This window comes from Peptostreptococcaceae bacterium (assembly GCA_016649995.1).
In the GTDB taxonomy this organism is placed as follows: Bacteria; Bacillota; Clostridia; order Peptostreptococcales; family BM714; genus BM714.
Genome location: JAENWJ010000086.1, coordinates 1 through 3,935, shown reverse-complemented (window position 1 = coordinate 3,935; position 3,935 = coordinate 1). Strand labels below are relative to the sequence as shown.

The window sequence follows — 3,935 nt, the reverse complement described above, 5'->3', positions numbered from 1 at the left end:
GATAAAGACCAAAGATAAAGATCAAAGATCAAAGATAAAGATCAAAGATAAAGATCAAAGATAAAGATCAAAGATAAAGATCAAAGATAAAGATCAAAGATAAAGATCAAAGATAAAGATCAAAGATAAAGATCAAAGATAAAGATCAAAGATAAAGATCAAAGACTAACGAATCAGATTTTTTACATAGGAGAAGTCATGGCAATTGAGATAGAGGGCGTTATCAAGGATATAAAATTTCATGCGGATGATACCGATTATACTGTTGCCGGCTTTGAGTCTGATGGGGAGTTTCTGACGGTTGTAGGTGTTTTGCCTTCTGCGTCGGAGGGAGAGCATTACAAGCTTACTGGAGATATGGTATACCACAAGAGGTACGGCGAGCAATTCAAGGTCGAGATAGCTGTAAAGGTTGTCCCGAGTACTGAAAACGGTATCGTCAACTATCTGTCATCCGGGCTTATAAAAGGTATTGGTCCGAAGCTAGCCGAGCGCATTGTTGGGAAGTTTGGGGTTGATACGATGGATATCATCGAACGCAGTCCCGAGAGGCTAAGAGAGGTCAGCGGCATAGGAAAATCCAAGTTTGAAAGCATACTTGTTTCTTTTGAAGCCCAGCGAGAAATGCAGGAAGTCATGATTGGGCTTCAGAGTTATGGCATTTCAACTGCGTATGCGCTCAAGATTTACAAGAAGTACAAGGGCGAGTCTCTGTCTGTGATGGAGGACAATCCCTACCGCATAGCCGATGAGATTAGCGGAATAGGGTTTCGCCTTGCAGATCGGATTGCATCAAAGATGGGTGTTGAAAGGGACGACCCCGGAAGAATAGCTTCGGGCATAAAATATGCTTTGAATACCTTTCAGCAGGAAGGACATACATATGCCGGCAGTGACGAGCTGGTGAAAAAATCTTCGGAAATGCTTATCGTAGAACCCTGCCAGGTTGAGGAAATGATAGCTGAAATACTTGTAAGAGGCGATGTTTTCGTTGAAAATTTGGGAGATGAGAAGGCTGTTTACGGTCAGCTGTACCATGTTGCAGAGACTGGAGTTGCAAGGATGCTCACCGACTTTGCGCTGGCGCAATACGAAAACCCGGGAATAATGGTTGATAAAGAGATGGAGGATCTTAAGCTTCAAGATATCCATCTGGCCGACAAGCAGAAGCTTGCGGTAAAGAGATGCATAGAAAAAGGTCTGGTTGTCATTACAGGAGGACCGGGAACCGGAAAGACAACTACAATAAATTCCATAATACGCATTTTTTATGGAAACGGTTTCAAGATTACTTTGGCAGCGCCGACCGGTCGGGCTGCCAAGCGTATGAGCCAGGCAGCAGGAATGGAATCTAAGACCATTCACAGGCTGCTTGAGTATGCCCCGTCAATGGATGATCGCGCAATGGTTTTTGGAAAAAATGAAGGAAATCAGCTTGAGGCGGATGTAATAATCATTGACGAGGTGTCAATGGTTGATGTGCTTCTTATGTATCATCTGCTTAAGGCTATAAAGCCCGGAACGAGGCTCATTTTGGTTGGGGACGCAGACCAGCTTCCACCTGTAGGCCCCGGCAATGTGCTTAGAGATGTAATTGACAGCGGCATGATACCGGTTGTCAGGCTAGACGAGATTTTTCGCCAGGCGAGGGAAAGTATGATTGTGCTAAATGCCCACAGGATAAATCAGGGAGAATACCCTCTGATGAATCAAAAGGACAGGGACTTTTTTCATATAAGCAAGGATTCGCCAGATGATATTCTAAAGGCTATTGAGGAGCTTGTCAGCGATAGATTGCCAAAGTTCAACGGTTACGATCCAATGAAGGATATTCAGGTTCTTACTCCAATGAAGGGTGGAATAGTCGGGACCAAAAGCCTCAACATAGCCCTTCAGGGAATGCTGAATCCGCCGTCGCCGGAAAAGAAAGAAAAAAATACCGGGGAGCGTATTTTCCGCGAGGGCGATAAGATAATGCAGATAAGGAACAACTACAACATAAAGTGGAAGTCCATGGACGGGCTTAGAGAGGGCGATGGAGTCTTTAACGGAGACATAGGATTCATATCCCGAATAGATCACGAAGCTTTGAAGATGGATGTAGTTTTTGACGAAGACAGAATAATAAGCTACGATTTTGCCGACATGGACGAGTTGATCCATGCGTTTTGCGTAACAATCCACAAGAGCCAGGGCAGTGAATTTCCTGTGGTGGTAATACCCCTTAGCTGGGCGCCGCCAATGTTGCTTAACAGGAACATAATATATACCGCAATAACCAGGGCAAAGGAGCTGGTGGTATTGGTTGGGCAAAGCAAATATCTTTATGCGATGATAAAGAATGAAAAAGGAATGAAAAGGAATTCGGGACTTCTTTACCGATTCAAGAAAGTGGCTGATTTTATGGAGGAAGATGAGAACTGATGAAAAATAGATGGCTTGGCGCTTTTGCGGATTTGCTATTTCCTAAAAATATACACTGCCTGCTTTGCGGCAGACAGATATTGCTCGGGGAGAGGTATTCGATTTGTCCGGAGTGTCGTAAAGGTTTGAGGTTTCTTTTGGAAGATGATTGCTGCAATCGCTGTGGCAGACCTATTTCGAATAATGTATCCGATGCTTGGTGCTCCGAATGTGCGGGGCAGAGCCTTCATTTTGAAAAAGCGGTAAGCTGCCTTACCTACGACGATTTTTCGCGAAGGCTTATTTTCATGCTGAAATACGGTAAGAAGGTTTATGCGGCTTTCCATATGGCGGAGATGATTTATGACAGGCTACGCGATTCGGGTATGGAAGCATTCGATCTTATTGTTCCCGTTCCGCTGCATGAAAGCAGAGAAAGGGAAAGGGGCTTTAACCAGGCCTTTCTTTTGGCGGAGGCTCTTGGAAAAATGAGGGGAGAGCCGGTATGCAAGGATGCCATTTACATGAGGAGACCTACAATCGACCAGACTCGCCTCGGGAGGCAGGGAAGATTTAAAAACCTGAGAGGGTCATTCAATACGAAGGACGGTATGAATTTGAATGGCAAAAGAATTTTGCTTATTGACGATGTATTGACAACCGGCGCCACGGCCGACGATTGTGCGAGGGCCTTAAAGGAAGCAGGGGCCGAAGCGGTGGTTGCGGCAACCGTTGCATGCAGCTGAAGGTATTCCTCAGGTTGAATGCAGTAATTGTATGTTGTCAACATGTTTATCCACAATATCAACAATGCTTGAAATGATTCGCAAATAGAGTTTTGGATAAGATAGAATAGTTTTTTGGCTTTGTTGGCGTTTTAGCCAAATACATTTGGGTAATAGTAAATTAACAAATAGTATAGAAAAGCATTGGAAGGGGATGAAGTTTATGAGAATTATTGTAAGCGGAAAGAACATGGACATCACTGATGCGTTGAGGAATATGGCTGAAAGCAAGTTGGAAAGAATCGACAAGTTGTTTGGAAGTGAAGTGGATGCGCAGGTCACTATGAGCGTAGAAAGAAATAGACAGATTGTGGAGATTACAATCCCACTGAAGAACGGGGTGATACTTAGAGCAGAAGAGGCTACAAACGATATGTACATTTCTATTGACAAGGCGATTGACAAGCTACACAAGCAATTGGAAAAGCATAAAACTCGTATTGAGAGACGGTACAGAGGGCATGAAAGCATAAGGCTTGAAAACATTCCCGATGTTGAAGATACAGACCAGAACGAGTTTCGAATTGTAAGGACAAAGCGTTTCCCGGTAAAGCCCATGGATCCGGAGGAGGCTGTTTTGCAAATGGAGCTCTTGGGACATGCATTCTTTGTGTTTGCGAATTCGGAAAGCGATGAGGTTAATGTAGTGTATAAACGAAATGACGGTAATTACGGCTTGATTGAGCCGACTATATATTAGCTGAATTTAAAGAAACTTGATACTTAGGCATCAAGTTTCTTTTTTTT

The 3,935-nt window shown here is 43.8% G+C and carries 3 protein-coding genes; all 3 read left to right on the top strand.

All coding sequences use genetic code 11. The features are described 5' to 3' along the window. The first annotated feature begins 198 nt into the window (after positions 1-198). The 3 genes from JJE29_09190 (at position 199) to raiA (ending at position 3,888) form a co-directional block, all read left to right on the top strand. Positions 199-2,424, top strand: coding sequence for an ATP-dependent RecD-like DNA helicase (locus JJE29_09190; protein ID MBK5252790.1), 2,226 nt, complete (start codon positions 199-201; stop codon positions 2,422-2,424). After that, positions 2,424-3,149 (top strand): ComF family protein, encoded by a 726-nt coding sequence (locus JJE29_09185; protein ID MBK5252789.1) that lies wholly within the window; start codon positions 2,424-2,426, stop codon positions 3,147-3,149. The genes JJE29_09190 and JJE29_09185 overlap by 1 nt, the downstream gene beginning before the upstream one ends. Before the next feature lie 202 nt (positions 3,150-3,351). Continuing rightward, positions 3,352-3,888, top strand: coding sequence for a ribosome-associated translation inhibitor RaiA (raiA, locus tag JJE29_09180; protein MBK5252788.1), 537 nt, complete (start codon positions 3,352-3,354; stop codon positions 3,886-3,888). The last annotated feature ends 47 nt before the right edge of the window (positions 3,889-3,935 follow it).

Coding starts and splice junctions, on each gene's coding strand:
- JJE29_09190 (MBK5252790.1), top strand. CDS start 199: ATGGCAATTGAGATAGAGGGCGTTATCAAGGATATAAAATTTCATGCG.
- JJE29_09185 (MBK5252789.1), top strand. CDS start 2,424: ATGAAAAATAGATGGCTTGGCGCTTTTGCGGATTTGCTATTTCCTAAA.
- raiA (MBK5252788.1), top strand. CDS start 3,352: ATGAGAATTATTGTAAGCGGAAAGAACATGGACATCACTGATGCGTTG.